Origin of the sequence: Thermus sediminis (assembly GCF_003426945.1) — a bacterium.
In the GTDB taxonomy this organism is placed as follows: domain Bacteria; phylum Deinococcota; class Deinococci; order Deinococcales; family Thermaceae; genus Thermus; species Thermus sediminis.
Genome location: NZ_QURO01000004.1, coordinates 752,026 through 776,954, shown reverse-complemented (window position 1 = coordinate 776,954; position 24,929 = coordinate 752,026). Strand labels below are relative to the sequence as shown.

General features: G+C 68.6%; 20 protein-coding genes and 1 pseudogene. 5 read left to right on the top strand and 16 right to left on the bottom strand.

Annotated features, from left to right (window positions below):
* Positions 1–5: 5 nt before the first annotated feature.
* From ATI37_RS04695 to ATI37_RS04655, 9 genes are all read right to left on the bottom strand, one after another.
* Positions 6–1,025 (bottom strand): ABC transporter permease, encoded by a 1,020-nt coding sequence (locus ATI37_RS04695; protein ID WP_117237340.1) that lies wholly within the window; start codon positions 1,023–1,025, stop codon positions 6–8.
* Complete coding sequence (gene nikB, locus ATI37_RS04690; RefSeq protein WP_117237339.1) at positions 1,018–1,938, bottom strand: nickel ABC transporter permease; 921 nt, start codon at positions 1,936–1,938, stop codon at positions 1,018–1,020. Before nikB ends, ATI37_RS04695 begins: the two co-directional genes overlap by 8 nt.
* 51 nt (positions 1,939–1,989) lie before the next feature.
* Positions 1,990–3,498 (bottom strand): glutathione ABC transporter substrate-binding protein, encoded by a 1,509-nt coding sequence (locus ATI37_RS04685; protein WP_117237338.1) that lies wholly within the window; start codon positions 3,496–3,498, stop codon positions 1,990–1,992.
* A gap of 54 nt (positions 3,499–3,552) precedes the next feature.
* Complete coding sequence (locus ATI37_RS04680) at positions 3,553–4,284, bottom strand: ABC transporter ATP-binding protein (RefSeq protein ID WP_117237337.1); 732 nt, start codon at positions 4,282–4,284, stop codon at positions 3,553–3,555.
* Complete coding sequence (locus tag ATI37_RS04675; protein WP_117237336.1) at positions 4,281–5,060, bottom strand: ABC transporter ATP-binding protein; 780 nt, start codon at positions 5,058–5,060, stop codon at positions 4,281–4,283. Before ATI37_RS04675 ends, ATI37_RS04680 begins: the two co-directional genes overlap by 4 nt.
* Positions 5,057–6,385 (bottom strand): branched-chain amino acid ABC transporter permease, encoded by a 1,329-nt coding sequence (locus ATI37_RS04670; protein ID WP_117237335.1) that lies wholly within the window; start codon positions 6,383–6,385, stop codon positions 5,057–5,059. The genes ATI37_RS04675 and ATI37_RS04670 overlap by 4 nt, the downstream gene beginning before the upstream one ends.
* Entirely contained in the window at positions 6,382–7,350 is a 969-nt protein-coding gene (locus tag ATI37_RS04665; protein ID WP_117237334.1) for a branched-chain amino acid ABC transporter permease, read from the bottom strand. Before ATI37_RS04665 ends, ATI37_RS04670 begins: the two co-directional genes overlap by 4 nt.
* A 68-nt stretch (positions 7,351–7,418) precedes the next feature.
* A complete protein-coding gene (locus tag ATI37_RS04660) occupies positions 7,419–8,591 on the bottom strand; it encodes a branched-chain amino acid ABC transporter substrate-binding protein (protein WP_117237333.1) in 1,173 nt (390 codons plus the stop codon).
* Between the two features lie 105 nt (positions 8,592–8,696).
* The gene (locus ATI37_RS04655; RefSeq protein WP_117237332.1) at positions 8,697–10,037 is read right to left on the bottom strand and encodes a glutamine synthetase family protein; all 1,341 of its coding nucleotides are present in this window, start codon (positions 10,035–10,037) and stop codon (positions 8,697–8,699) included.
* A gap of 398 nt (positions 10,038–10,435) precedes the next feature.
* Here ATI37_RS04655 and ATI37_RS04650 point away from each other — a divergent pair, with 398 nt between their 5' ends.
* A complete protein-coding gene (locus tag ATI37_RS04650; protein WP_117237331.1) occupies positions 10,436–12,079 on the top strand; it encodes a bifunctional metallophosphatase/5'-nucleotidase in 1,644 nt (547 codons plus the stop codon).
* 61 nt (positions 12,080–12,140) lie between these two features.
* Here ATI37_RS04650 and ATI37_RS04645 read toward each other — a convergent pair whose 3' ends face one another.
* The 3 genes from ATI37_RS04645 to ATI37_RS04635 form a co-directional block, all read right to left on the bottom strand.
* Complete coding sequence (locus tag ATI37_RS04645) at positions 12,141–12,584, bottom strand: MOSC domain-containing protein (protein ID WP_117237329.1); 444 nt, start codon at positions 12,582–12,584, stop codon at positions 12,141–12,143.
* Positions 12,581–13,276, bottom strand: coding sequence for a c-type cytochrome (locus tag ATI37_RS04640; protein ID WP_117237328.1), 696 nt, complete (start codon positions 13,274–13,276; stop codon positions 12,581–12,583). Before ATI37_RS04640 ends, ATI37_RS04645 begins: the two co-directional genes overlap by 4 nt.
* 81 nt (positions 13,277–13,357) lie before the next feature.
* Complete coding sequence (locus ATI37_RS04635; RefSeq protein WP_117237326.1) at positions 13,358–14,581, bottom strand: sulfite oxidase; 1,224 nt, start codon at positions 14,579–14,581, stop codon at positions 13,358–13,360.
* Positions 14,582–14,727: 146 nt separating this feature from the next.
* On the opposite strand from ATI37_RS04635, the gene mutS reads away from it, so the two are divergent.
* A complete protein-coding gene (mutS, locus tag ATI37_RS04630; protein WP_198665504.1) occupies positions 14,728–17,163 on the top strand; it encodes a DNA mismatch repair protein MutS in 2,436 nt (811 codons plus the stop codon).
* Positions 17,160–18,774, top strand: a pseudogene (gene mutL / locus ATI37_RS04625) (DNA mismatch repair endonuclease MutL). Before mutS ends, mutL begins: the two are co-directional and overlap by 4 nt.
* On the opposite strand, the gene rraA reads toward mutL, so the two are convergent.
* The gene (rraA, locus tag ATI37_RS04620; protein ID WP_117237324.1) at positions 18,683–19,177 is read right to left on the bottom strand and encodes a ribonuclease E activity regulator RraA; all 495 of its coding nucleotides are present in this window, start codon (positions 19,175–19,177) and stop codon (positions 18,683–18,685) included. The pseudogene mutL and the gene rraA sit on opposite strands and share 92 nt — an antisense overlap.
* A gap of 19 nt (positions 19,178–19,196) precedes the next feature.
* Here rraA and purU point away from each other — a divergent pair, with 19 nt between their 5' ends.
* A complete protein-coding gene (gene purU / locus ATI37_RS04615) occupies positions 19,197–20,054 on the top strand; it encodes a formyltetrahydrofolate deformylase (protein ID WP_117237323.1) in 858 nt (285 codons plus the stop codon).
* 46 nt (positions 20,055–20,100) lie between these two features.
* Positions 20,101–21,309, top strand: a complete 1,209-nt coding sequence (locus ATI37_RS04610; protein WP_117237322.1) for a S1C family serine protease — start codon at positions 20,101–20,103, stop codon at positions 21,307–21,309.
* Here the strand turns inward: ATI37_RS04610 and ATI37_RS04605 are convergent.
* Genes ATI37_RS04605 through ATI37_RS04595 form a run of 3 tightly spaced genes read right to left on the bottom strand, consistent with a single transcriptional unit; the run spans position 21,306 to position 24,876 of the window.
* Complete coding sequence (locus ATI37_RS04605) at positions 21,306–21,728, bottom strand: hypothetical protein (RefSeq protein WP_232822446.1); 423 nt, start codon at positions 21,726–21,728, stop codon at positions 21,306–21,308. The genes ATI37_RS04610 and ATI37_RS04605 overlap by 4 nt on opposite strands.
* 2 nt (positions 21,729–21,730) lie before the next feature.
* The gene (locus ATI37_RS04600; protein ID WP_117237321.1) at positions 21,731–22,708 is read right to left on the bottom strand and encodes a TAXI family TRAP transporter solute-binding subunit; all 978 of its coding nucleotides are present in this window, start codon (positions 22,706–22,708) and stop codon (positions 21,731–21,733) included.
* Positions 22,709–22,731: 23 nt separating this feature from the next.
* On the bottom strand, positions 22,732–24,876 hold the full coding sequence (locus ATI37_RS04595) for a TRAP transporter permease (protein ID WP_117237320.1): 2,145 nt from the start codon (positions 24,874–24,876) through the stop codon (positions 22,732–22,734).
* Positions 24,877–24,929 lie beyond the last annotated feature (53 nt).

Sequence of the window (24,929 nt, the reverse complement as noted above, 5' to 3'; positions counted from 1 at the left end):
TTAGCCTACCTTGAGCGCGGGTCCAGGGCGTCCCGGAGGGCATCCCCTAGGAGGTTGAAGGCCAGGACCAGGCCCACGATGGCCAGGCCGGGGAAGGTGGCCACGTGGGGGGCCACCGCCAGGTACTCCCGCCCCCGGGCCAGCATCAGCCCCCACTCGGGCTCTGGGGGCCTGGCCCCAAGGCCCAGGAAGCCCAGCCCGGCGGCGAAGAGAATGGCGATGGCCATCTGCAGGCTGCTTTGGATCAGGATGGGGGTGAGGGCGTTGGGGAGGACGTGCCGGAGGAGGACGCGGCTGTGGGAGGCCCCTAGGGCCCGGGCGGCCTCCACGTAGTCCAGGGCCTTGAGGCTCAGGACCACCCCCCGGACCAGGCGGGCGTAGACGGGGACGGCGGCGATCCCCACGGCGATCATCCCGTTCAGAAGCCCCGGGCCCAGGACGGCCACCAGGACGATGGCCAGGAGGATGCCCGGGAAGGCCAGGAGGATGTCCACCAGCCTCTGGGCCAGGAGGTCCCACCTCCCCCCCAGGTAGGCGGGGATGGCCCCCAGGGGGGTGCCGAGGAGGAGGCCGATCCCCACCGCCACCAGGCCGATGCTCAGGGAGATGGGGATTCCGTGGAGGATGCGGGAGAAGAGGTCCCGGCCCTGCTCGTCCGTGCCCAGGAGGTGGAGGCGGGCGGGTCCTTCCACCCCGAAAAGCCGCACCTCCCCCCTCACCCCAAGCCAGGTCCAGGCCTCCCCGCGGACGAAAAACCGCACCGGGTACCTCTCCTCCCAGCGCACCTGGACCCCCTCGAGGGGGTGGCGGAAGGCGGGGCTCACCCAAAGCCCCCACTCCCCCTCCGGCCCCCTGAAGGAGAGGCCCGCCAAGGGCGGGATGTAGGCGGAGCGGAGGTCTTGGGTGTAGGGGCCGTAAGGAGCCAGGAAGGGGGCGAAGAGCGCCCCCAGGAGGTAGAGGGAGAGGAGGAGGAGGCCCGCCTGGGCCAGGCGGTGGCGGCGGAAGCGGCGCCAGGGCCTAGTCATAGCGCACCCGCGGGTCTATTGTGGCATAGAGGAGGTCCACCAAGAGATTGATGAGGACGAAGGTGATGGCCACCAGGAGGACAGCCCCCTGGACCACGGGGTAGTCCCGGGCCAGGATGGAGCCCACGAGGAGCTGCCCCAGCCCCGGCCAGGCGAAGATGGTCTCGGTGATCACCGCGCCCGCGAGGAGGGTGCCGAACTCCAGGCCCACCACGGTGACCACGGGGATCAGGGCGTTTCTCAGGGCGTGCTTGAAGACGACCACCCGCTCGGCGAGCCCCTTGGCCCGGGCGGTGCGGATGTAGTCCTGGGAGAGGACCTCCAGGAGGGTCCCCCGGGTCATGCGGGCAAGAAGGGCGGTGGCGTTGATCCCTAGGGTGATGGCGGGGAGGACCAGGTGGGCCAAGGTCCCCTTCCCCGCCACAGGGAACCAGCCCAGCTCCACGGAGAAGATGAGGATGGCGAGAAGGCCGAACCAGAAGACGGGCATGGAGACCCCGAGGAGGGCCAGGACCATCACCGAGAGGTCCAGGCCGCTTCCCGGCCTCAGGGCGGCCAGGATGCCCAGGGGAATCCCGGTGAGCACGGCCACCAGGATGGCGGCTGAGGCCAGCTCCAGGGTGTTGGGGAAGTAGGTCTTGAGCTCCTCCAGCACGGGGCGGCGGCTTCGGGCGGACTCCCCCAGGTCGCCCCGGAGCAGGGCCCCTAGGTAGATGAGAAACTGCTCCGGCAGGCTTCGGTCCAGGCCGTAGCGGGCCCGGATGGCCTCGAGGGTCTCCGGGGTGGCGAACTCCCCCGCCAGGAGGACAGCGGGGTCCCCTGGGGCCAGGCGCACCATGAGGAAGACCAGGACCACCACCCCAAAGAGGGTGGGCAGGGCGATGAGGGCTCGCCGGAGGAGGTACGCGGTCATGGGCAGGAAAAGGCCCCGCGGGGGCTTCCCACCGCCCGCGGGGGGATGGCCTTAGCGGAAGCTGGCCTGGTAGGCCAGGTAACGCTCCGTGGGGTGGACGATGAAGCCCTGGACCTCCTGCCGGATGGCCGTGACCTGGAGCTCGGAGTGGAGGAAGAGCCAGGGGGCGTCCTGCCAGATGCGGGTCATGGCCTCCCTGTAGAGGGACTGGCGCCCCTGGGGCAGGGTGGAGATACGGGCCTGGGCGAGGAGCCTGTCCACCTCAGGGTTCCTGTAGAAGGCCCGGTTGAAGCCCGGGGCCCACTGGCTGGAGTGGAAGAGGGGGTAGAGGCCGTAGTCCGCGTCCCCGGTCACCGCGCCCCAGCCCAGCATGGCCATCTGGATGCGGTTCTCCTGCAAGGGGCGCTGGGTCTCCTGGAGGTAGGCCCCCCACTCCAGGGTCCGGATGGTGGCCTCCACCCCCACGCGGCGGAGCTGGCCCTGGATGGCCTCGCACACCTGGATGTCCTGGAAGTACCGGCCCGTGGGGCAGTGCAGGGTGATGCGCAAGGGGGTGCTCACCCCGGCCTGGCGCAGAAGCTCCTGGGCCCGCCCGGGGTTGAACTCGTACTGGCCCACGGGCGCGTAGCCGAAGATGCCAGGGGCGATGGGGGCATCGGAAACACGGCCGATCCCGCCCAGGACGAACTGGAGGATCTCCTCCCGGTTCACCGCGTGGTTCATGGCCTGGCGCACCCGGGCGTCGTTGAAGGGGGGGCGCTGGGTGTTGAAGTAGATGTAGATGGTCCTAAGGCTGGGGCTGCGCACCACCTGGACCGCCCGGTTGGCCTGGAGGCGGGGGATGTCCTGGGGCGGGATGCGCACGGCCACGTGGGCCTGCCCCGTCTCCACCAGGGCCACCCGGGTGGTGCCCTCGGGCACGGGAACGAAGCGCACCTGGGGGATGGCGGGTTTCTGGCCCCAGTAGTTCTCGTTGCGCACCAGGTCCACGTACTGCCCCTTCTGCCAGGCCTGGAAGCGGTAGGGTCCCGTGCCCACGGGGTTGTCCCGGTACTGGGCCCCCAGGCGCCCTATGGCGGTGGGGCTTTGCATGGCGGTGGAGCTGTGGGTGAGGTGGGCCAGGATGGGGGCGAAGGGGTTTTTGAGGCGGAGGCGCACCGTGTGGCTGTCCACCACCTCCACCCGCTCCAGCTCGGAGAGGAGGAAGGCGAAGGGGCTGGCCAGCTCCCGGGAGACGAACCTTTCCAGGTTGAACTTGACCGCCTCGGCGTTGAAGGGGGTTCCGTCGTGGAAGGTGATGCCCCGGCGGAGCCTTATCGTGAGGGTCCGGCCCCCGTCGGCGAAGCTGTGCCCCTCGGCCAGGTGGGGGACGATCCGGCCTTCCGGGGTGAGCTCGAAAAGGGTCTCGCTGATGTGGGTGACCACGGTGGCCGAGGGGGAATCCTGGGCCAGGGGGGCATCCAGGGTGATGGGGTCGGTGCCCTGGGCCACCACCAGCCTCCCTTGGGCTAGGGTCCAAGGGAGGGCCAAAACGCCTAGGATAGCCAAAAACCTGCGCATGTTTCCTCCTTACGCCTGCCACTATACCGGCCTCCCCCGGGGTTGGGCAAGGCCCTAGCCCTCCCCCAGGTAGGCCCTCTGCACCTCGGGGTTTTCCGCAAGCTCCCTGGCGGAGCCGGAGAGGGTGATCTCCCCCGTGGCCAGCACGTAGCCCCGGTGGGCGATCTGCAGGGCCATGCGGGCGTTTTGCTCCACCAGGAGGATGGTCTTCCCCTCCCGGTTCAGTTTTTGGATGGTCTCAAAGATGGCCTCCACCAGGACCGGGGCCAGGCCCATGGAGGGCTCGTCCATGAGGAGAATCCCCGGATTTTGCATGAGGGCCCGGCCGATGGCCAGCATCTGCTGCTCGCCCCCGGAAAGGGTCCCCCCTTTCTGGCCCCGGCGCTCGTAGAGGCGGGGGAAGAGGGCGTAGACCTGTTCTTTGCGCTCTTGGACCACCTTGCGGTCCTTCTCCAGGTAGGCCCCGATCTCCAGGTTCTCCTCCACGGTGAGCCTGGGGAAGATCTTCCGCCCCTCGGGCACGTGCCCCACTCCCAGGGCCGCGATCTGGTGGGCGGGGAGGTGATGGATGGGCTTTCCCTGGAAGAGAACCTCCCCCTTCCTGGGCTTTACCAGGCCGCTGATGGTCCTCAAGGTGGTGCTTTTCCCCGCGCCGTTGGAACCGATGAGGGTCACGATCTCCCCCTGCTCCACCCGGAGGGAGACGCCCTTTAGGGCGTGGATGTGACCGTAGTAGGTGTGGATTTCCTTGAGCTCCAGGGTTACGCTGCGGCCCCCCTGGCTCATGCGGCACCTCCCGCGGCCCCCTTACCCAGGTAGGCCTCGATGACCCTGGGGTTCTTGCGCACCTCCTCCGGCATGCCCTCGGCGATCTTGGCCCCATAGTCCAAGACGGCGATACGGTCGGAGAGGCGCATGACGAGGCGCATGTCGTGCTCGATGAGAACGATGGTGATCCCGAGCTCTTCCCGCAGGCGCCCGATGAAGTGTTGCAACTCTTCGGTCTCCCTGGGGTTCATGCCCGCTGCGGGCTCGTCCAGGAGGAGGAGCCTGGGCCTCAGGGCCAGGGCCCGGGCGATCTCCAGCTTGCGCTGCTCCCCGTAGGGAAGGTTTCTGGCCAGCTCGTCCTTGCGGTGGAGGAGGCCCACGTAGTCCAGGAGCCTCTCCGCCTCCTCCTTGGCCCGCCTCTCCTCCCGCCGGGCCAGAGGGGTGCGGAAGAGGGCGTGGAAGTAGGGTACGCGGATGTGGATGTGCATCCCCACCAGGAGGTTTTCCAGGACGGTCATGGCCCCGAAGAGGCGGATGTTCTGGAAGGTGCGCCCCACCCCCTCCCTGGCGATGCGGTCGGGGGGGAGGCCGGTCACGTCCTTGCCGAAGAGGAAGATGCGGCCCCCGTCGGGGGCGTAGATGCCGGTGAGGAGGTTGAAGAAGGTGGTCTTGCCGGCGCCGTTGGGGCCGATGACGGAGAAGATCTCCCCCTCGCTCACCTCCAGGCTCACCTTGTCCACCGCCACCAGACCGCCGAAGCGTTTGGTGACCCCTTGCACCTCGAGGGCCTTCATTCTTCCTCCATCTCCGCCCGGTGGCGCCTTTCTGGGATGAGGCCGGTGGGGCGGAAGATCATCATCAGCACCAGGATCAGCCCAAAGACCAGGCGCTCGTACTTGGCGGGGTCCACCTGGCTGGGGATCTGGGGTAGGTTGGTGCGCACGAACTCGCTAAAGGTCTTGAGGATGTCCAGGTTCAGGATGGTGAGGGTCGCGGCCCCCAGGATGGCCCCGGGGATGGAGCCCATCCCCCCTAGGATCACCATGGCCAGGATGGTGATGGAGGCGAGGAGGGTGAAGGACTCGGGGGAGACGAAGGTGCGCTGGGCGGCGAAGATGACCCCCATGGCCCCGGAGAAGGCGGCCCCGGTCATGAAGGCGATGAGCTTGGTGGGCAGAAGGGGGATGCCCATGGAGCGGGCAGCGATCTCGTCCTCGCGGATGGCCGCCCAGGCCCGGCCGAAGCGGGAGTTGGCCAGGTTGAGGTTGACGAGGACCACGAGCCCGATCATGAGGAGGACCAGGAGGTAGAAGAAGAGCTGGTAGTCCGTGGTGGCGTCCAGCTGGATCCCCAGGGACCCTATGAGGTCTTCAAACCAGCCGATGGGGGGGCGCTCCACCGGGGTGATCCCCTGGGGGCCGTTGGTGAGGTTGATGGGGTGGTCCAGGTTGTTGGCCAGGATCCGCACCACCTCCCCCAGGCCCAGGGTGACGATGGCCAGGTAGTCCCCCCGAAGGCGGACGGCGGGGAGGCCGATGAGGAGGCCGGTGATGGCGGTGGTGACGATGGCGATGAGCATGAAGGGGTACATGTACTCCCCAGGGAGGGGGAAGTTCCCCTGCATGAAGTTCTGCGCCTGGGGGCTGCCGAAGATGGCCCAGGTGTAGGCCCCCACGGCGAAGAAGGCGGCGTAGCCCAGGTCCAAAAGCCCCGCCATGCCCACCACCACGTTGAGGCCCAGGGCCATGGCCGCGTAGATGCCGATCTGGATGCCTAGCTCAAAGATGAAGGTGTTGGCGAAGCCCGCTAGGGGTACGGAGATGAGGAGGATGGCCAGGCCCAGGAGGGCCCGGATCCAGGTGGGAATGCGGGGCAGGGTGGAGAGGGCCACCAGGATGCCCACCAGGCCGATGAGGCCCAGGGTGTTGCCGGAGCGCCAGAGCCCCAGGGTGAAGGCCAGGGTGAGGAGGGCCAGGTTAAGGATGCGGGTCTGGGGGGGGAGGCGCAAGAGGGCGGTCGCCCCTAGCGCCCCTAGGCCGAAGAGGTTGCTCAGGGCCCCGGGGGCCCAGAGGGCCAGGCCCAGATAGGCCAGGCTGAGGAGGAAGGAAAGCCCGCTCATACCTTCTCCCGCACCACCTGGCCCAGGAGGCCCTGGGGCCGCACCAAAAGGATGAAGACGAGGAGGAGGAAGGCCACCACGTCCTTGTACTCCGTGCCCAAGTTGCCGTTGGTGAGGATGGGGAGATAGGTGCCGAAAAAGTTTTCCAGCTGCCCCAGGACAAGCCCGCCCAGCATGGCCCCGGGGATGTTGCCGATGCCGCCCAAGACGGCGGCGGTGAAGGCCTTGATGCCGGGCAGGAAGCCCACATAGGGGGTGATGATGGTGTACTGCAGGGCGAAGAGGACCCCGGCCACCCCGCCCAGGGAGCCCCCGATGAGGAAGGTGCGCGAGATGATCCGGTCGGGGTCGATGCCCATGAGGCTTGCGGTCTGCAGGTCCTGGGCCACGGCCCGGATGGCCACCCCCAGCTTGGTGCGGTTCACCAAGTAGGTGAGGCCCAGGAGCATGAGGATGGAGACCACGATGACGATGAGGGACTTGCTCTGGACGAAGATGGCCCCCCCGAAGAGGTCAAAGGAGCCCTCGAGGTCCTCCACGGTGCGCATCCGTAGGAAGAACTCGTTGTGCCAAAGGCCTTCGATGAGGCGGACCAGGTCTTGGAGGACGAAGGAGACCCCGATGGCCGTGACCAGAGGGACCAGGCGGTTGGTGGTGCCCCGCTTCCGTAGGGGGCGGTAGGCGAAGCGCTCTACCAGGATGGCGGTGGCCCCCGAGATGGCCCCTGCCAGGATCAGGGCCACCAGGAGAAGAATGAGGCCGTTTTCTATTTGGGGGCCCAGGTAGCGGAAGACCTCCACCCCCACCACGGCCCCAATCATGAAGATCTCCGCATGGGCGAAGTTGATGAGCTCCAGGACCCCGTACACCATGGTGTACCCCAGGGCCACCATGGCGTAGACGAAGCCCAGGACGAGACCATCAAAGATGACCTGGGGCAAGAGAGCTAGGATTTGCTCTAGCAAGGTGCCTCCTTTCCCTGGCCCAAGGGGGTGGCCCGGAGGCCACCCCCCTTGGGCCAGGCACCCGAAGTCTAGCGGGAGCCGGGGGCTGCCATCTCAATGGTCCGGATCACCCGGTTTTCCGCCCAGTTGCCGGTTTCGGCCACCTGCATGACGAAGTAGCGGGCCTTCCGGTTATCCCCCTTGTCGTCAAACTCAATGCTTCCGGTGAGCCCCTCCATCCGCAGCTGGCGCACCGCCTGGCTCACCTGCTCCCGAGTAGGCTTCCGGCCCCCTGCGGCCCGGATGGCGTTCTCCAAGGCGGCGAGGATCACGTTGGCCGAGTCGTAGGCGTAGATGCCAAAGCCCTCGATCTCCCTGCCGTAGCGCTGGCGGAACCTCTGGGCCACCTCCCGGGCCTTGGGGAAGGCGGAAACGGGACCGGCCACCGTGGTGTAGAAGGTGCCGGCGGCGTTCTCCCTCCCAGCCAGGCGCACGAACTCGCTGGAGTCCAGGCCGTCCCCGCCCATGAGCCGGGTCCTGACCCCCCGCTCCCTCAGCTGCTTGGCGAAGGGGCCGATCTGGCTGTAGATGCCCCCGAAGTAGATGAGCTCGGGGGTGGGCCGGGCGGCGCGGATTTGGTTGATGATGGGTACGAAGTTGGCCTGCTCCTCGGTGCCCACGAAGCCCACTGCCCTGCCGCCCAGGGCCTCGAGGCGCTTCCGGAACTCCTCCGCCAGGCCCTGGCCGTAGGCGGTCTTGTCGTGGATGACGAAGACGTTCCTAACCCTTAGGTTGTTGAAGGCGTACTCCGCCCCCACTGGTCCCTGGACGTCGTCGCGGCCGCAGATGCGGTTCACGTTGGGCAGCCTGCGGTCCGTGACCCGGGGGGCGGTGTTGGCCGGGGAAACCATGACCAGGCCCACCCGGGCGTAGACCTCGCTGGCGGGGATGGCCACCCCGGAGTTCAGGTGGCCCACCACGCCCAGGATGTCGGGGTCGTTGATGATGCGGTTGGCGTTGGCCACGCCCACGTCGGGGTTGGCCTGGTCATCGTAGGGGACCAGCTGGAGCTCAAACCCCAAAGCCCTGAAGCGGGCCCTGGCCTCCTCGATGGCCAGCTCCGCCCCCAGGCGGATCTGTTCCCCCAAAGCCGCCTGGGGCCCCGAGAGGGGGGACTGGGTGGCGATCTTGATGACGTTGGCCTGGCCTAGGGCCATCCCCAAGGCTGCTGCACCTGCTACCAGAAGGCCGATCTTTCTCATAGGTACCTCCGCACGTGTCCGTGTTGCGGGACCATTCTATAGGGGGAGGGGGGGCACTTGTCAATGCCTAGCCGCAAGTTTATGCCTGACCCTAGGCCAACCCCCCTAGTAGGTGGCCAGGTACCGGTCCAGCTCCCACTCGTGCACCGTGACCCGGTAGTCGTCCCACTCCATCTGCTTGGCCTGGAGGAAATGGCCGTAGACGTGCTCCCCCAAGGCCTCCCGGATCACGGGGTCCTTCCTCAGGGCCTCGAGGGCTTCCCTAAGGGTCCCCGGGAGCTCCCGGATCTTGTGCTTGCGCTTGTCCCGGACGCTCATCTGGTAGATGTTGCGCTGGATGGGGGGTGGGGGAAGGAGTTTGCGCTCGATGCCGTCCGCGGCCGCGGCGGCCATGACCGCCAGGGCCAGGTAGGGGTTGCAGGAGGGGTCGGGCATCCGGAGCTCCGCCCGGGTGCCTACACCGCGGCGGGCAGGGATGCGGATCATGGCCGAGCGGTTGGCGGCGGACCAGGCGATGTTGGTGGGGGCCTCGTACCCTGGGGTGAGGCGCTTGTAGGAGTTCACCAGGGGGTTGGTGACCGCCACCATGCCCTCGGCGTGCTCCAGAAGCCCGGCGATGAAGTGGAGCGCGGTTTCCGAAAGCTGGTACTCGGCGTTGGGGTCAAAGAAGGCGTTCTCCCCGTCCTTGAAGAGGGAAAGGTGGGTGTGCATGCCGCTGCCGTTGATCCCCCGGATGGGCTTGGGGAGGAAGGTGGCGTGGAGGCCGTGGTTGAGGGCGATGCGCTTGACCACCCACTTGAAGGTGGCGATGTTGTCCGCGGTGGTGAGGGCATCGGCGTACTTGAAGTCGATCTCGTGCTGGCCCGGGGCCACCTCGTGGTGGCTGGCCTCGATCTCAAAGCCCATGGCCACCAGGGTGTTCACCATGTCCCGCCTGGCCTCCTCCCCCTTGTCGATGGGGGCCAGGTCAAAGTAGCCCGCCTTGTCGTGGGTCTCCACCGTGGGGAGGCCCTCGGGGGTGCGTAGGAAGAGGAAAAACTCGGGCTCGGGGCCGGCGTACATGTTGTCAAAGCCAAGCCGCTTCAGCCGCTCGATCTGCCGCTTGAGGACGAACCGGGGGTCCCCCTCAAAGGGGCGGCCATCGGGGTAGGTGACGTCGCAGATGAGGCGGGCCACCCGGCCCTTCCCCGGCTCCTCCAGGGTCTCGGGGAGGATGACGAAGGTGTCGTAGTCGGGCTTGAGGAGCATGTCCGACTCCTCGATGCGGGTGAAGCCTTCCACGGAGGAGCCGTCAAACATGATCTCCCCGTCCAGGGCCTTTTCAAACTGGGACTCGGGCACCTCCACGTTCTTGACCACGCCCAGGATGTCCGTGATCTGCAGCCTGAGGAAACGCACGTTCTCCGACTTGAGCGCCTTGAGGATCTCTGCCTTAGTCTGCCCCATCTCCCTAACCTCCTGTACCGACCTTATTGGACTTTTGGACAAAGGTCGTTAGCCCTTTGTCACAGATAGGCTACCCTATCCTCGGGTTTAAGTCAAGTTTTCCGCCCTTTTGTGCAAAACAACCTGTGCGAATGTTATGAAGAATGATTACGGTATAAAGCCCAGTGCTCCGTGTCCACACTTCGCCTTACAACTAGACCAAAGACACCTTCGTCTAGAGGAAGCCTTCCCAGGGGGTTTGGGCGAACCAGGTCCTGGGATGCCCCTTGGATTCCGTCTCGGGTGTCCCCGCCTTCAAGGGGATGGCCCTCGTGGACGACGGGGAGGAGGGGAAGCTCTTGGATAACCCAGTCCGTCTATGACCGCTCTCTGACCGAGCGCTGATACGATGGAAATGTATGGAAAGGCGCCATCTTCTAAAGGCGGGTATCGGTGCCCTGGGCCTGTCGGCTTTGGGCCGGGCCCAGGGGGGCTTCACCCTCACCCTGGCCCACACCAACGACACCCACGCCCACCTGGAGCCCATGGAACTCACCCTGTCCGGCAACAAGGTCAAGGTGGGAGGGGTGGCCCAGCGGGTGGCCTTCTTTGACCGCCTCCGGGCCCAGCGGAGGAACCTCCTCCTCCTGGACGCTGGGGATGTCTTCCAGGGGACGCTTTACTTCAACCAGTACCGGGGCCTGGCGGACCGCTACTTCATGCACCGGATGCTCTACCGGGTCATGGCCCTGGGCAACCACGAGTTCAACCTGGGCCCCGAGGGCCTGGCCCGCTTCCTCCGGGGGGCGAGGTTTAGGGTGGTTTCCGCCAACGTGGACGCGAGCCGGGAGCCCCGCCTCCAGGGCCTATTCACCCCCTACGCCGTGGTCCCGGTGGGCGGGGAGAGGGTGGGGGTCGTGGGCCTCACCACCCCGGACACCAAGGAGATCTCCAACCCCGGCCCCACGGTGGCCTTTCTGGACCCCTACGAGAGCGCCCAGAAGGCCATTTACGAGCTTTTGGCCAGGGGGGTGAACAAGATCGTCGTCCTCTCCCACCTGGGCTACGGGGAGGACCTGAGGCTCGCGAGGAGGCTCGTGGGGGCCCAGGTCATCGTGGGCGGCCACTCCCACACCCTCCTGGGGAGCTTCCCCCACCCGGAGCTCCGGCCCCAGGGCCCTTACCCCACGGTGGTGAAGAACCCCGAGGGCAAGGACGTCCTGGTGGTCCAGGCCTGGGAGTGGGGGAAGGTGGTGGGGCTCCTCGAGGTCACCTTTGGCCCCAGGGGGGAGCTCGTGGCCTATAGGGGGGAGGCCCTCCTCATGACCCCCGAGGTGGCCCCCGAGGACCTCTTCGCCAAGGAGGCCCTCCTGGCCTACGCCCAGCCGGTGGCGGCCCTCGTGGCCCAGGTCATCGCCGAGGCCAGGGTGGACCTGGTGGGGGAGAGGGCCATCGTCCGCAGGCGGGAGAGCAACCTGGGGAACCTGATCGCCGAGGGGATGCTGTGGAAGACCCGGAGCGCCAGGACCCAGATCGCCCTCCAGAACGGCGGAGGCATCCGCGCCTCCATCCCCAAGGGGCCCATCACCGTGGGCAAGGTCTACGAGGTCCTGCCCTTCGGCAACACCCTGGTGGTCATGGACCTGAAGGGGAGGGAGATCCTGGCCGCCCTGGAGAACGGGGTTTCCCAGTGGGAGGGGACGGCGGGGCGCTTCCTCCAGGTGGCGGGCCTCCGCTACGCCTTTGACCTCTCCCGCCCCGCGGGGAGCCGGGTGGTGCGGGTGGAGGTGAGGACCGAAGGGGGATTTGTTCCTCTGGACCTCGAGGCCACCTACCGGGTGGTGGTGAACAGCTTCATCGCCGCAGGTGGCGACGGCTTTACCGTGCTTAGGGAGGCCCAGGGCTTCAGGGCGGACACCGGCTTCGCCGATGCCGAGGCCTTTATGGATTACATCCAGGAGTTGAGGGCGGTGGAGGCCCAGGTGGAGGGGCGGATTGAGGTCTTGAACGAGCCCCGGGGGGGAAGGCCTGCCCACGGGGTGCCGGGCCTGGTGGGGGTCTGACGCCGCTCCGTCCCGGCACAGGCTGGGATGGGACCCGCCCCGGCGGCCCCGGCCGCCGGGGCTACCCTGCGAGGGTCAGGACCCTCACGGGGTCCCCTACCCGCACCCTACCCCCCTGGAGGACCCGGGCATAGAGCCCCCGCCCCCCGTAGAGGAGCTTGGGAAGCCTCAGGTCAAACTGGGAGAGGCTCTTGCACACGGTGCAGGCGTAAGAGAGCTCCAAAAGGGCCTCCCCCACCTGGAGCCTGGCCCCCTGGGGAAGGCCATGGGGGTCCAGGTCCAGGAGGAGGTTCTCCCCGAGGGCCCCATAGGGCAGGATGATGCCCGCCCCCTTGGCTTTCTCGTAGGCAAGAAGGCCCGCCACCAGGACCGCCCGATCGGGGTCCTGGCCCGCGTGCCGGTCCCCCAGGGCCCCAAGCCCGGCCACCAGCTCCAAGGCCTCCACCTGGGGTTTGGGGAGGCCCGGCCCTTTGCCCAGGTGGAGGGAGAGGACTTTTCCGGTCATGGCAGCTTCAGGGCCCGGCGGGCCTCGAGGACCTTCTCCGGGGTGAGGGCCTTGGCCCGCAGGGCCTTTACCTCTTCGGGGGTGTAGGGCTTGAAGCCCTGGGGGGCTCCCCAGGAGGCCAGGTGGTTCAGCACCAGGGCGATCTCCTCGTCGCTGAGCCAGGTGAAGCCGGGCATGACCCCTTCGTAGGTCTGGCCCAAGACGGTGATCCTCCCCATGACGCCGAAGAGGACGGACAGGGCCAGGTACTCCCGCCCCCCTTCTGCCTTCAGGAGGACCTCCACGTGGCCCCTAAGGGGGGGGAAGTTCGGGGGGTTGCCTTCCCCTTGGGGGCCGTGGCAGCCGGAGCAGGCGGCGTAGACCTGGGCTCCTGTCCTAGGCTCCTGGGCCCCAGGGTCGGGGGGCGCCTCTGGGGGTGGGGTGAGGCCCAGGTAGGTGGCCAGGTAGTCCAGGATGGCCTCCCGCTCCTCCTTGGTGAGCCTTAGGCCCTGAAGCTCCATCTCCTCTATGACCGCGTCCCACCGGTCCCGGGAAAGCCTTTCCCGGGCCACCAGGCCGATGTCGTGGCAGGCCTGGCACTTGGCCAGGACGAGGTCCTTCCCCGGTCCCTCGGGCAGGGTGTGCTGCCCTAGGGCCAGGTAGCCCAGAAGCCCGAGAAGGGGCAGGGCTAGGAAGTAGGCGCGCTTATCCATGTTCTTAATCTACTCCAAAGGGGTATCGGCTTTGTGCCCCCCTATACCCTCGCTGGACCCCAGGCCGGGGGATGGCGGGCCTTAGGCCACGTTGAACTTGACCCGCATCACGCCGTTCCACTCGTAGCCCCGCTCGTTCCAGGCGAGGTTGCCGTCCAGGGGCTGGCTGCGCCCGGCGGCGTCCCAGGCCCGCACCATGACCTCGTGTTGCCCGGAGCGGAGGAGGAGGGTGGTCCGCCAGCCGACCCAGCTGAAGGTCCTCTCCTGGGTGGCGAGGTTGGCCCGGGACCAGGTGCGCCCGCCGTTGGTGGAGACCTCCACGCTCACGATGGGGACAATGCCGTCGTTGAAGGCCACGCCCTCCACCCGCACGTAGGGGCCCTCCACCGTCTGGCCCTCGAGGGGGGCGAAGATGAAGCTGTTCACGTTCACCAGCCAGTTGGGCCGGGAGTTGGTGAAGCTATAGGGGTAGCGGCTCCCGGGCTCCTGGGGCAGGAAGGGGAGGTGGGTGTTGGGGATGACGGGAACCCGGTAGCGGGGCATCTGCTCGGGGGTGGTGTTCTCCGCGTCGGCGAACTCGATCCTTTCCACCCACTTCACGTTGTTCACTCCGAAGTAGCCGGGGAAGACCAGGCGCACCGGCCCCCCGTGGACGGCGGCCAGGGGTTCCCCGTTCATGGAAAGGGCCAGGAGGGCGTTCTCCAAGGCGTGGATGGGGACGCTCCTGACGAACTCGGGGGCGCCTCCCTGGCGGCTGGCGTGGGCGGTGATGAAAAGGGCCTTCTCCCCCAGCTTCACCCCCTTGCTCTCCAAGAGGGTCTTGAGCCTCACGCCACGGAAGGTGACGTTGCCCATCCCACCCCGGACCCAGGGGTTGCCGGAGGGGCGGGGGTTGTAGAGGGAGCGCCCGTTCCCCGAGCACTGGAGGACCATGGCCACCTCCGTCTGGGGCAGGGCCAGGAGCTCCCTGGCCTCCAGGGTGAAGGGCTTGTCCAGGAGGCCCCCCACCTCGATCTTCCAGCCCTCCAGGCTCGCCCCCTCCACGGTGTTGTAACCGGGGAGGTCCACGTTGTTGCGGATGAAGAGGATCTCCTTGGAGGTCCTCTCGGGCTGGGTCACCAGGAGGTCATAGGGGGTTTCCAGGACCACGGGGCGTTGGGAGAGGACGAGCAGCCTGGGGTTTTTCCCCCTCACCAACTGGTCCGCGGTGGGGGCCTGCTGGGCGAAGGCCCGGGGTCCGGCTGCCAAAAGGGCAGCCCCCATACCCATGAGCTTCAGGGTCGTGCGCCGATCTAGCCTCTCCATACGGTCCTCCTTCTCTAGGGAACTTTTGTCCCTACCTCATTCAACTTACCCAAGACTATACCCCTGCAATCCCATCCTGTCAAGGGTAGGGGGCGAGGGTATGCCCTCGTAGCCCTTTGGGCCTCCCTCCGGCCGGGCGGGTTAAGATGGGAGGCATGCTCAAGGGCGAAGGCCCGGGCCCCCTTCCCCCCCTTCTCCAGCAGTACGTGGAGCTCAGGGACCGCTACCCGGACTACCTCCTCCTCTTCCAGGTGGGGGACTTTTACGAGTGCTTCGGGGAGGACGCCGAGAGGCTAGCCCGCGCCCTGGGCCTTGTCCTCACCCACAAGACCAGCAAGGACTTCACCACCCCCATGGCGGGGATCCCCCTGAGGGCCTTTGACGCCTACGCCGGGAGGCTCTTGAAGATGGGCTTCCGCCTGGCCATCGCCGACCAGGTGGAGTCTGCTGAGGAGGCGGAGGGGCTCGTGAGGCGGGAGGTGACCCAGCTCCTCACCCCTGGGACCCTGGTCCAGGAGAGCCTGCTTCCCCGGGAGGCCAACTACCTAGCGGCCATCGCCACCGGGGACGGGTGGGGTCTGGCCCTCATGGACGTCTCTACCGGGGAGTTCAAGGGGACCTTTCTCAGGAGCAAAAGCGCCCTTTACGACGAGCTTTTCCGCCACCGTCCCGCGGAGGTCCTCCTGGCCCCGGAGCTCTTGGAGAACCAGGCCTTTTTGGAAGAGTTCAGGAAGCGCTTTCCCGTCATGCTCTCCGAGGCCCCTTTTGCGCCCGAGGGGGAGGGGCCTTTGGCCCTGAGGCGGGCCCGGGGGGCCCTCCTGGCCTACGCCCAGAGGACCCAAGGGGGGAGTTTGAGCCTCCAGCCCTTCCGCCCTTACGACCCCGGGGCCTTCATGCGCCTGCCCGAGGCCACCCTAAGGGCGTTGGAAGTCTTTGAGCCCATGCGGGGCCAGGACACCCTGCTATCCATCCTGGACGAGACCCGAACCGCCCCGGGGAGGCGGCTCCTCCAGGCCTGGCTCCGCCACCCCCTTCTGGACCCGGGCCCCCTCGAGGCCCGGCTTTCCCGGGTGGAAGGCCTCGTGCGGGAGGGGAGCTTGCGGGAGGGGGTGCGCCGCCTCCTCTTTCGCCTGAGCGACCTAGAGCGCCTGGCCACGCGGCTGGAGCTTTCGCGGGCGGGCCCCAGGGACCTCGGGGCCCTTAGGCGGAGCCTGGAGGTCCTTCCCGAGCTCTGGGCCCTCCTGGGGGAGGAGGCGGGGCTTCCCGACCTGACGCCCCTCCTGGAGGAGCTCAGGGCGGCCCTGGTGGAGGACCCTCCCCCGAAGCTCTCCGAGGGCCACCTCATCCGCCCGGGGTACGACCCGGAGCTGGACGCCCTGAGGCGGGCCCACGGGGAGGGGGTGGCCTACTTCGCGGAGCTGGAGGAACGGGAGAGGGTGAGGACGGGGATCCCCACCCTCAAGGTGGGGTACAACGCCGTCTTCGGCTACTACCTGGAGGTGACGCGGCCCTACTACGAGAGGGTGCCCCCCGAGTACCGCCCCGTCCAGACCCTCAAGGACCGGCAGCGCTACGCCCTGCCGGAGATGCGGGAGCGGGAGCGGGAGCTCTACCGCCTCGAGGCCCTGATCCGCCGCCGGGAGGAGGAGGTCTTCCTGGCGCTGCGGGAAAGGGCCAAAAAGGAGGCCGAGGCCCTGAGGGAGGCGGCCAGGATCCTGGCCGAGCTAGACGTTTACGCCGCCTTGGCCGAGGTGGCCGTGCGCCATGGCTACGTGAGGCCCCGCTTCGGGGATCGCCTCCGGATCCGCGCCGGGCGCCACCCTGTGGTGGAAAGGCGCACGGAGTTCGTGCCCAACGATCTGGAGATGGCCCACGACCTCGTCCTGGTCACGGGGCCCAACATGGCGGGGAAGTCCACCTTCCTGCGGCAGACCGCCCTCATCGCCCTCCTGGCCCAGGTGGGGAGCTTCGTGCCCGCGGAGGAGGCCGAGCTTCCCCTCTTTGACGGCATCTACACCCGCATCGGGGCCTCGGACGACCTGGCTGGGGGGAAGAGCACCTTCATGGTGGAGATGGAGGAGGTGGCCCTGATCCTAAGGGAGGCCACGGAGAGGAGCCTCGTCCTCCTGGACGAGGTGGGCCGGGGCACCAGCAGCCTGGACGGGGTGGCCATCGCCACGGCGGTGGCCGAGGCCCTCCACGAGAGGCGGTGCTACGGCCTCTTCGCCACCCACTACTTTGAGCTCACCGCCCTGGCCCTCCCCCGCCTCAAGAACCTCCACGTGGCCGCCAAGGAGGAGGCGGGGGGGCTCGTCTTCTACCACCAGGTCCTCCCCGGCCCCGCCTCCAAGAGCTACGGGGTGGAGGTGGCCTCCCTGGCGGGCCTGCCCCAGGGGGTGGTGGAGCGGGCCCGGGCCCTCCTCCGGGCCGCCTCCGCCAGGCGGGAGGGAGCCTTGGAAGGGGTCCTGGAGAGGCTCCTCGCCCTGGACCCCGACCGCCTTACCCCCCTCGAGGCCCTCCGCCTCCTCCACGAGCTCAGGGCCTTGGCCCTGGGGGCCCCCTTGGGTAGCATGAAGGGGTGATCCGGCCCCTTCCGGAAAGCCTCCGGGGGCTCCTGGCCCGGGGCGAGGTCCTCCTCTCCGTGAGGGACGCCGTGCGGGAGCTTCTGGAAAACGCCCTGGACGCCGGGGCCAGGCGGGTCAGGGTGGAGCTCTGGGGCGGGGGGCTGGAGAGGCTGGTGGTGGAGGACGACGGCGAGGGGATTCCCCTGGAGGAGCTTCCCCTCTCCGTGGAGCCCTTCGCCACCAGCAAGCTCCAAGACCCGATGGGGATCACCACCCTGGGCTTTCGCGGCCAGGCCCTCTACGCCCTGAGGCAGGCGGCTTCCCTCAGGATCCGCTCCCGCCCCCGGGGGCAGGTGGGCGGGGGGCTCCTCGTGGCCGAGGGGGAGGCGGTGGCGGTGCGGCCCGCGCCCGCCCCCCGGGCACCCGGGTGGAGGTCCTGGGGCTTTTCGCCGGGGAGGCCAGGGACCCCAGGGCGGAGGCCAGAGGGGTTTTGGACCTCCTCAGGCGCTACCTCCTCCACCACCCCCACCTCTCCTTGGCCCTCTTCCTGGAGGGGGAGGCGAGGCTCCTCTTCCCCGGGTCGGGGCTGGGGGAGGCGGCCAGGCTGGCCTTCGGCCGGTTGTTGGCCGAGAGGCTCTTCCCCCTAGAGCACAGGGGAGGGGGCATGGCCCTCACCGGCCTCCTCTCCGGCCCCCAGGCCTCCCGCACCCGGCCCGACCTGCTCTTCCTTTCGGTAAACGGCAGGCCCGTGCTCCTCCCCGAGGCGGCCCTGGGGGCGGTGCGCCGGGCCTACCGCGACCTCCTCCCCGAGGGGCACCACCCCGTGGGGGTCCTGAACCTCACCCTGCCCCCCGGGGCCTTCCGCCTGCGCCTGGACGCCAGGAAGGAGGAGGTGGCCCTGGGCCCGGGGGCGGAGGCCTTCTTGGAGGAGGCCCTGAGGGAGGCCCTGCGCGGGCGCGGCCTAGCCCGGGCCCTGCCCGAGCCCAGGCCCCCCTCCCCCTCGAGGCCCCCGCCCCTTCCGGCCTGCCCCGGCTGCGCTACCTGGGCCAGTTCCGGGGGAGCTTCCTCCTGGCCGAGGCCGGGGACACCCTCTACGTGGTGGACCAGCACGCCGCCCACGAGCGGGTCCTCTTTGAAGAGCTCCTCGCCCGCCTCCAGAACGAGGGCCTCGCGCCCCTACCCTACCCGGTCCTGGTGGAGCTCACCCCGGAGGAGGCGGCCCTCCTCCCCGAGGGGCCTTACCCCCTCTTCGCCTGGGAGGCCTTCGGCCCCGGGTGGGTGCGCCTCCTCTCCGCCCCCTCCTTCCTCCACCCCTACCCCCTCCTCCTGCCCGAGATCTTCAAGGAGGCCTTGCGGGGGGAGGGGAGGGGGCTGAAGGGGCTCCTGGCCCGCCTGGCCTGCCTCCCCGCCCTCAAGGCGGGCCACCCCCTGGCCCAGGCCCAGGGGCAGGCCCTTCTGGACGCCCTCCTGGCCTGTGCGACCCCCTGGGTCTGCCCCCACGGCCGGCCCGTCCTCCTGGCCCTGAAGGAGGAGGACCTCATCCGCCGCTTTGGCCGCCGCTCGGGGGCTCGGGGAGGAGGAGGATCCCCTCCCCATCGGCCACGAGAAACCACGAAGGGAGGATCCTAGCTCCGGCGAAGGCCACGGGCACGTCCACCAGGCCCCGGCCCGCCTTGGCGCTCCTCCTGGGCACCGCCCCCAGGGCCTTGACCCCCAGAGGAAGGCTTCGCAGCTCCTCCCGGTCCCGCACCGCCCCGTGGACCACCACCCCGCTCCAGCCCCGCTCCAGGGCCAGCCGGGCCAGGTTCCCTCCCAGGAGGGCGGTGCGCAGGGAGCCGCCCCCGTCCACCACCAGGACCTGGCCCTGGCCCTCGGCCTCGAGGGCCTTTCGCACCAGGGCGTTGTCCTCAAAGACCCTCAGGGTGCGCACCCTTCCGGCAAAACGCCCTTTCCCCCCAAAGTCCTGAAAGATGGGCCGGAGGAGGACGGCCTCCGGGTAGAGGTCGCAGAGGTCCGCGGTGGAAAGCGTCATGGCGGTATAGTACCCCAGGATGGACGAGGCCCGCCTCCTCATCACCTGCCCTGACCGGCCGGGGATCGTCGCTGCGGTCAGCGGCTTCCTCTACGCCCACGGGGCCAACATCACCGACCTGCAGCAGCACTCCACCGACCCCGAAGGGGGGACCTTCTTCATGCGGGTGGCCTTCACCGCCTCCCACCTGGACCTGGCCCGCCCCGCCCTGGAGCGGGCCTTCCAGGAGGTGGTGGCCAACCGGTTCGGCATGGCCTGGCGCCTGGCCTTCGCCTCGGAAAGGAAGCGCACGGCCATCCTGGTCTCCAAGCCCGCCCACGCCCTCTTGGAGCTCCTCTGGCGCTACAGGGTGGGGGAGCTTCCCATGGACCTCCGCCTGGTGGTCTCCAACCACCCCCACCACCGGGAGGAGGTGGAGCGCTTCGGCATCCCCTACCACCACGTCCCCGTGGCGAAGGGGAGGAAGGAAGAGGCCGAGGCCATGATCCTGGCCCTCCTGGAGGAGGCGGGGGTGGAGCTCCTGGTCCTCGCCCGTTACATGCAGATCCTCTCCCCCGCCTTCGTGACCCGTTTTCCCATGCGCATCATCAACATCCACCACTCCTTCCTCCCCGCCTTCGCGGGGGCCGACCCCTACCGCCAAGCCTACGAGCGGGGGGTGAAGCTCATCGGGGCCACGGCCCACTACGTCACCGAGGAGCTGGACCAGGGCCCCATCATCGAGCAGGACGTGGCCCGGGTCTCCCACCGCCACGCCGTGGAGGAGCTCAAGCGGCTAGGCCGGGAGCTGGAGCGCACCGTCCTGGCCCGGGCCGTGCGCTGGCACCTGGAGGACCGCATCCTGGTCCACGGCAACAAGACCGTGGTCTTCGTCTAATCCCCCCCTAACCCGTGGGGCGTAGGGTGAGCCTGGGAGGTACGCCATGAACCTTGGCCGTTCCTTCGTGGGCTTTCTGGCCCTCTCCGCCCTGGCGGGGGGGGTGCTCTGGTGGGGGCTTTCCAGCGGTCAGGGGAGGCCCCAGGCCCCCCTTGGGGACCAGGGGTTTTTGGAGTACGAGCGGAACACCGTGGAGATCGTGGAGCGCTACGGCAGGGGCGTGGTCTTCGTGGCCGTGGTCACCCGGCCCCAGAGCCTTCCCCTGCCCCCGGGGTTTGAGTTCTTCGCCCCCTTCCTCCAGGTGCCCCCCCAGCGGGGGACGGGCTCGGGCTTCGTCATAGACCGGGAGGGGCACATCCTCACCAACCACCACGTGGTGGAGGGGGCGGGCCGCATCACCGTGAGGTTTCACGGCGACCCCCAGGAGTACCAGGCCCGCCTGGTGGGCGCAGCCCCGCCCCTGGACCTGGCCCTCCTGAGGGTGGAGGCCCCCAGGGAGAGGCTCGTGCCCCTGGTCCTCGGGGACTCGGACCGGATCCGCGTGGGCCAGAAGGCCATCGCCCTGGGGAACCCCTTCGGCCTGGAGTTCACCGTGACCCAGGGGATCGTCTCCGCCATCCGGGAGAACCCCGGGGCCATCGGGGACGAGACCGGCCTGGTACCCCAGGTGATCCAGACCGATGCCGCCATCAACCCCGGGAACTCCGGGGGGCCCCTCCTCAACTCCCGGGGGGAGGTCATCGGCATCAACACCGCCATCCTCACCCCCACGGGCCAGTTCGGGGCCGCCCAGTTCGCTGGGGTGGGCTTCGCCCTGCCCATCAACCTGGTCAAGCAGTACCTGCCGGAGCTCAAGGCGGGGAGGGTCCTCACCGCGGAGGAGATCATCCGCAGCCGCCCCCGCCTCGGGGTCTCCCTCGTCCCCCTATCCCTCTATCCGGAGAGGCTGAGGCGGCAGCACGGCCTCCCGGACACCGGCCTCATGGTCCAGGAGGTGGAGCGGAACAGCCCCGCCCAAAGGGCGGGCCTCCGAGCCCCCTCCCGCTTCGCCAACCTCGCCCTGCCCACGGGGGAGGCCCTCCAGGTGGGGGTGGACGGGGACGTGCTCTTAAGGGCCGATGGGGTGCCCCTCACCTCCATCGCAAGGCTCCGCCAGGTCCTCTACGCCAAGAGGCCAGGGGAGGCGGTGGCCCTCGAGGTCTTCCGCCAGGGGCGCACCCTCACGGTCAGGGTGGTCCCCCAGGTGATCCGCTAGGGGGGGAAGAGGAGGCGGAGGCCCACGCACCCCCCCTCTACCCGGAACCACTCCCCCCCAAGCCGTAGGGCCAGGCCCGACTCCGAGCAGTAGCGAAGCGCCTTGCGCCTCTCCTTGGCCAGGGCCTGGTTCCAGGGATAGGTCCCCCCCGTGTAGTAGGCCTCGGTCTCGGGATCGGTGTAGGCCCGGAAGTCCTGGAAGCGGAAGAGGGGGCGGAACTCCAGGAGGACCGGCCTTCCCGTCACCGAGTTCACGAACTCCACCCGGGCTTCCTCAAAGGGGAGGAGGACCAGGTAGGCCCTTTCCCCTTCGGCCTCCACCTCCACCACCCGAAGGAGGGAGGCGGCCAGGAGGATGAGCCAAAAGGCCCAGCTCCGGAGGAGCCGGGCCAGGGAGCTTTCCCGCCTTAGGGCCCACACCGCTACCTCAGGGCCCCCACCTCGCGGAAGTAGCGCAGGGCCCCCTCATGGTAGGGGATGGTGCCGCCCACGAAGCGCACGGCGTTCTCCAAAGTGGTGTCCCGGGCAGCGGCCACGGCGTTCCTCAGGGTTTCCACGTTGTCAAAGGTGGCCTTGGTCAGGGCGTAGGCAGCCTCCTCCGGCAGGCTTGCCGGGCAGACGAAGAGGTTCCAGAAGGTGAGGGTGGGGGTGTCGCCCCTGGTCCCGTAGACCGCCCTGGGGATGACCCCCGTGCCCGCCAGGCCGGGGAAGCGCCTCTGGAAGTTCTGGGCCACGGTGCCCCTGGGGTCTATGGGCACCAGGTGGAGCCGCTGGCCCCTGCGGGCCAGGCTCGCCCCCACCTCGGTGATGGAGCCCGTGGGCAGGCCCCCGGACCAGAAGTAGGCGTCTATGGTGCCCTCGGCCAGGGCGCTGGCGCTCTCTTGCGCCCCGAGCCGTTCATGCTTGGCGAAATCCCTGGGGGAAAGCCCCGCCGCCTGAAGGACCAGGAGGGCCTGCACCTCGGTGCCCGAGCCTGGGGCCCCGGTGGAGACCCGTTTCCCCTTCAGGTCCTGGACCACCTGGATTCCCGCCCCCTCCCGGGTGACCACGTGGAGGAAGTTGGGGTACATGGCGAAGAGGATGCGGGTGCTCCTCGCCGGCCGGCCCCGGAAGCGCTCGTGCTCCCCGGTGTAGGCCAGGTAGGCGGAGTCGGGCAGAACGGTGCCGCAGTAGTAGGTGCCGCCCCCGGTGCGGTTTTCCAGGAGGAGGAGGTTATCTATGGAGGCGGCGGTCTGGGTGGCCTGGGCCTCGGCCACCCCTGCCCGGTTCCAGATCTCCGCCAGGGCCGTGCCGTAGAAGAAGTAGACCCCGCCCACCCCTCCGGTGGCGATGACCACCCGGGGCTTCTGGGCCAAGGCCAGGCCGGAAAGTGCCACGATGACCAACAGGGCACGTAGCATCCTTGCCTCCTTTCTCGCTTACCCTACGCCCTCCGCCAGAGCCCCGTCAAGCCCCCTTTGAGGAAGAAGGGAAGGCCCAGGAGGAGGCCCAGGAGGTTCAACGAGGTCTGGGGGATGAAGAGGAGGAGGGCCAGGAGCCCCAGGGTCCAGGCCTCGAGGCGGCCTAGGGGCCTCCGGGTAAACCCGGCGGCGGCGGCGGAGAGGTAGACGATTCCCAAGCCCACGGAGAGGAAGCGCTCCAGGATGATGGGCCAGGCCTTCTCAGGGGGCAGGGTTTCCAAAACCGGCAGGATGAGGAGGCCCGTGCCCGTGTAGGAGAGGAGGAAGAAGAAGCCGATCAGGTACTTGGATAGGGCCACCCGGGCGGCGTAGACCCCAGTGGGGAGGGGGTGGGTGCCGAAGACGCTGGCGGCGGCGTAGCCGGAGAGGGCCACGGGCGGGGTCACGTCCGCCAGGACAGCGTAGTAGAAGAGGAACATGTGGGTGGCGTAGATCGCCGCCACCCTGGCGGCCTCGGGATCCAGGCCGAAGGCGGTGAAGTTCTTGGTGGCCAGGGCGATGATGGCCGGGGCGGTGAGGGCGGAGGTGAGGACGTAGGTGGCCGTGGGGGGGACCCCCATGCCCAGGATCAGGCTGAAGATGGCCGTGATCAGGGTGGCGAGGAGGAGGCTTTCCCCGGAGACCTGCTGCAGGAGCTGGCTGAACTTGGAGGGCAGGCCGGAGATGACCATCATGGAGAAGATGAGGTTGGCGGAGGTCACCGCGGTGCCGATGGGGAGGAGGGCCCGGAAGCCCTCCTCGAGGCCCCGGAAGATGGGGGCGATCCCCTTGGGCCTCAGGGTGGGGTCCAGGTAGGCCAGGAGGATGAAGCCCAAAAGGGCTAGGCTGGCGGCGGTGCGCACCTCGTAGCCCAGGTAGAGGAGGACCACGATGAGGAGGATGGGGAGGAAGATGGGGCTATAGCGGAGGACGTAGGCTCGGCGGGCCATGCCGATCTCCGTGGCCACCGCGGGCAGGCCCGCCTTGCGGGCGTAGAACTCGTTGAAGGCCAGGATGGCGAGAAGGTAGAGGAGGGCGGGCCCGAGGGCCATGGCCATCACCTTGAGGTAGGGGATCTCCAGGATCTCCACCATGATGAAGGCGATGCTCCCCATGATGGGGGGCATGATGAGGGCAATGGTGCCGGCGGTGGCGGCGATCCCGGCGGCGGTGAGGCGGTCGTAGCCGGCCCTTTCGTAAAGGGGCTTGGTCAGGGTGGAGACGAACTGGGTGTCCGCGGCCCCTGAGCCCGAGAACATCCCCATGAAGGTGCCGGCGAGGCCGGTGACCCGGCCGGGGGTGGCGGGGCTTTTCCCCACCAGGGCCAGGGCCATGTTGGCCACCACCCGCCCCAGGCCCAAGGCGGTGATCATCCCCGAGAGGAGGGTGAAGTAGACCAGGTACTTGACCGAGACCCCGGTGATAAGGCCGTAGATCCCCGCCTCGGTCTCGTTGAAGCTCTTGCCCAGGAGGAGGTCCACGGGCTGGGGCGCCCCCCGGAAGGCCCCGGGGAAGAGCTGGGCGTGGAGGTTGTAGCTGAAGAAGAAGAGGACGAGGACGGGCATCACCGGCCCCAGGAGCCGGTAGACCACCCCCAGGAGGAGGAGGATGAGGGTGAGGCTCATCCCCGCGTCCCAGGCCTCAGGGATCACCGCCCGGTAGACCAGCTCCTCAAAGTACCGGGCCTGGTACCAGGTGGGGAGGATGGCCAAAAGGGCCCCCAGGAGGGCCGTGGGGCGCTGGAGCCTGGGGACCACTGCGGGGAGGACGGCCACCGCCCAGACCAGGAGGCCGAAGAGGCGGACCTCGAGGGGCAGCTCCAGGGTGGGAGGCCTGGGAAAGAGGAAGCTGTAGAGGGGGATCAGGCTGAAGGCCAGGAAGACCCAGGCCCCCGGCGTGGCCTTTCTGGGGGGGGCGAAGAAGCTCACCAGGTAGGCTCCCAGGAGGAGGAAGAGGACGTGGGTGCTCCGCTGAAGCTGGACGATGTCCAGGAGGTCAATCTGGGCCTTGGCCAGGGGGGTGAAGGGGTGGAGGACCAGGTAGAGGCTGTAGAGGGAACCCAGGATGAGGACTAGCCGTGCGAGCCACCCTAGGGGGCTTTGCGGAATGGGACTGGAAGTTTCCGCCATCGTTTGCCTCCAAAAGGGGCCCAGGGCGGTCGCCCGGGCCTGAAAGGGGCTTT

Coding starts and splice junctions, on each gene's coding strand:
- ATI37_RS04675 (WP_117237336.1), bottom strand. CDS start 5,060: ATGAAGGCCCTCGAGGTGCAAGGGGTCACCAAACGCTTCGGCGGTCTG.
- ATI37_RS04595 (WP_117237320.1), bottom strand. CDS start 24,876: ATGGCGGAAACTTCCAGTCCCATTCCGCAAAGCCCCCTAGGGTGGCTC.
- ATI37_RS04640 (WP_117237328.1), bottom strand. CDS start 13,276: ATGGATAAGCGCGCCTACTTCCTAGCCCTGCCCCTTCTCGGGCTTCTG.
- ATI37_RS04695 (WP_117237340.1), bottom strand. CDS start 1,025: ATGACTAGGCCCTGGCGCCGCTTCCGCCGCCACCGCCTGGCCCAGGCG.
- ATI37_RS04610 (WP_117237322.1), top strand. CDS start 20,101: ATGAACCTTGGCCGTTCCTTCGTGGGCTTTCTGGCCCTCTCCGCCCTG.
- rraA (WP_117237324.1), bottom strand. CDS start 19,177: ATGACGCTTTCCACCGCGGACCTCTGCGACCTCTACCCGGAGGCCGTC.
- purU (WP_117237323.1), top strand. CDS start 19,197: ATGGACGAGGCCCGCCTCCTCATCACCTGCCCTGACCGGCCGGGGATC.
- ATI37_RS04660 (WP_117237333.1), bottom strand. CDS start 8,591: ATGAGAAAGATCGGCCTTCTGGTAGCAGGTGCAGCAGCCTTGGGGATG.
- mutS (WP_198665504.1), top strand. CDS start 14,728: ATGGGAGGCATGCTCAAGGGCGAAGGCCCGGGCCCCCTTCCCCCCCTT.
- ATI37_RS04680 (WP_117237337.1), bottom strand. CDS start 4,284: ATGAGCCAGGGGGGCCGCAGCGTAACCCTGGAGCTCAAGGAAATCCAC.
- ATI37_RS04655 (WP_117237332.1), bottom strand. CDS start 10,037: ATGGGGCAGACTAAGGCAGAGATCCTCAAGGCGCTCAAGTCGGAGAAC.
- ATI37_RS04685 (WP_117237338.1), bottom strand. CDS start 3,498: ATGCGCAGGTTTTTGGCTATCCTAGGCGTTTTGGCCCTCCCTTGGACC.
- ATI37_RS04645 (WP_117237329.1), bottom strand. CDS start 12,584: ATGACCGGAAAAGTCCTCTCCCTCCACCTGGGCAAAGGGCCGGGCCTC.
- ATI37_RS04670 (WP_117237335.1), bottom strand. CDS start 6,385: ATGAGCGGGCTTTCCTTCCTCCTCAGCCTGGCCTATCTGGGCCTGGCC.
- ATI37_RS04635 (WP_117237326.1), bottom strand. CDS start 14,581: ATGGAGAGGCTAGATCGGCGCACGACCCTGAAGCTCATGGGTATGGGG.
- ATI37_RS04600 (WP_117237321.1), bottom strand. CDS start 22,708: ATGCTACGTGCCCTGTTGGTCATCGTGGCACTTTCCGGCCTGGCCTTG.
- nikB (WP_117237339.1), bottom strand. CDS start 1,938: ATGACCGCGTACCTCCTCCGGCGAGCCCTCATCGCCCTGCCCACCCTC.
- ATI37_RS04650 (WP_117237331.1), top strand. CDS start 10,436: ATGGAAAGGCGCCATCTTCTAAAGGCGGGTATCGGTGCCCTGGGCCTG.